At 69.0% G+C, this 1,302-nt stretch carries 1 protein-coding gene; it reads right to left on the bottom strand.

Annotated elements, in window-relative coordinates; translation table 11 throughout:
* Positions 1–1,302, bottom strand: a 1,302-nt coding sequence (locus AB0J80_RS38495; protein ID WP_364714785.1) for an AMP-binding protein, incomplete at both ends; no start/stop codon positions are given.

Below are 1,302 nucleotides of genomic sequence, written 5' to 3'. Positions count from 1 at the left end.
GCTGTCGCCGGTGCCCTCGAGGCGGTTGAGGAACCACAGGCGCTGCTGCGCGTACGACAGCGGCAGACGCTCCGGGCGTTCGCGGCGGGTCAGGGCGGCGAGGGTGCGGCCGGCGGCGGTGTCGATCAGCGCGGCAAGGGCCTCGACGGTCGGGTGGGCGAAGACCTCCCGGATGCTGATCTCGGCGTCGAGCACGGCACGGACCCGAGCCACCAGACGCATCGCCAGCAGCGAGTCGCCGCCCAGAGCGAAGAACGACTGGTCGACGGGCACGGACGGCACGCCGAGCAGCTCCGCGTAGAGGTCGCTCAGGCGCACCTCGGCCGGGGTGGCCGGCGGCCGGCCCGACAGTCCGGCGTGTTCCGGATCGGGCAGGGCGGCGTGGTCGAGCTTGCCGTTCACCGTGACCGGCAACGCATCTAACCGTACGAACGCCGACGGCACCATATAGTCCGGCAAACGCTGCGCAGCAAACGCCCGCAGAGCGTCACCGTCGGCGTCGGCGACCACATAAGCCACCAGACGCTCGCCGCGCACCACCACAGCGACCTGCTGCACGTCCTCATGTGCGGCCAGGACGGCCTCGATCTCACCCAGCTCGACCCGGAAACCGCGCACCTTCACCTGCGCATCCGCCCGACCCACGAACACCAGATCGCCATCGGCCGTCCACCGCACCAGGTCCCCCGAGCGATACCAACGACTGCCATCCGGACCCGCCACGAAACTCGCCGCGGTCAGCCCCGCACGACCCAGATAGCCCCGCGCCAGACCAGGACCGGCGATATACAACTCACCCACCACACCCGGCGGCACCGGACGCAGAAACTCGTCCAGCACATACACCCGGGTATTCGCGATCGGCCGACCAATCGGCGCCTCATCCACCAACAGACCACTCATCGTGGCGCACACCGTCGCCTCAGTCGGCCCATACGCATTGACCAGACGACGACCCTGCCACCGCTGGATCAGCCACGACGGGCAGGCTTCACCCGCCACCACGATCGTCTCCAGCGATGCGGGCAGCTCGTCGACCGCGGCCAGCACCGATGGCGGGATCGTCGCGTGCGTCCCGCCTTCCAGCGCCTCATACGAAGCCGGCACCAACGTCGCACCAGACAGCAGGGCCATGCACAACTCGGAGACCGCGGCGTCGAAACTCCACGACGCCAACTGCAACACCCGCGACCGCGTGGTCACACCAAACCGCTCGATCTGCGCTGCCGCGAGGTTCCCCAGACCGCGGTGGGTGACCACCACACCCTTCGGTGTGCCGGTCGAACCCGACGTGTAAATCAC

Origin of the sequence: Actinoplanes sp. NPDC049548 (genome assembly GCF_040676695.1) — a bacterium.
GTDB lineage: Bacteria > Actinomycetota > Actinomycetes > Mycobacteriales > Micromonosporaceae > Actinoplanes.
The sequence above is the reverse complement of the archived record's forward strand: the minus strand, read 5'-3'. Positions and strand labels throughout refer to the sequence as shown.